This is a genomic window from Janthinobacterium sp. ROICE36 (genome assembly GCF_002869965.1).
In the GTDB taxonomy this organism is placed as follows: Bacteria; Pseudomonadota; Gammaproteobacteria; order Burkholderiales; family Burkholderiaceae_D; genus Janthinobacterium.
In genome coordinates this window covers 1-823 of record NZ_PEBS01000190.1, presented here as the reverse complement: position 1 = coordinate 823, position 823 = coordinate 1, and the positions used below count along the sequence as shown (strand labels likewise).

Annotated in this window: 1 pseudogene; it reads left to right on the top strand. The window is 57.0% G+C overall.

From position 1 onward, the window contains the following. The first annotated feature begins 73 nt into the window (after positions 1-73). Positions 74-766: pseudogene (locus CSZ94_RS27360) on the top strand (IS6 family transposase). Positions 767-823: the final 57 nt, after the last annotated feature.

Below are 823 nucleotides of genomic sequence, written 5' to 3'. Positions count from 1 at the left end.
GGTTCTGTCGCATTAGCGCTCGGCGGCGGGTCGATCAGGTAAACTACGGTGTTTGAACGCTGGACGAATCGACATGCTCAACTTCAAAGGGATGCGCTTTCCGATCGACGTGATCTTGGTTTGCATCCGCTAGTATGTCGCTTACCCGCTGAGCTACCGACACCTGGAAGAGATGATGGAAGAGCGCGGCGTGTCGGTCGACCATTCGTCGATCAATCAGTGGGCGATTCGTTTCCTGCCCTTGGTCGAGAAGATGGCCCGGAAACACAAGCGCCCAGTCGGTGGCAGCTGGCGCATGGATGAGACTTACATAAAGGTCAAAGGCGTCTGGAAATGCATTTACCGCGCCGTCGATAAGGAGGGAAAGACCGTCGACTTCCTGCTCACGGCCAAACGCGATATGGCTGCGGCGAAGCGCTTTTTCGACAAGGCCATGGGAGCGAACGGCGATCCGGACAAGGTCGCGATGGACAAGAGCGGCGCCAACAAGGCGACGATCGATGCGATCGACGCTGGCCGCGACGTGCAGATCATGGTACGCCAAGTCAAATACCTCAACAACATCGTCGAGCAGGACCATCGCGCCATCAAGCGGATTACCAGGCCCATGCTCAACTTCAAATCATTTCGCGCCGCCGGCTCCGTGCTCGCCGGCATCGAGCTCATGCACATGATCCACAAGAACCAGTGCGCGATCGACGGCGTGGATACAAGGTCGTTCGCCGACCAATTTTATGCCTTGGCAGGAATGGTCCGTCCAGTTTAAGGGGCACTGGCCGTTACGGGAAAATTCCGCCGTTTGATCAACAACGCGACAGAACCC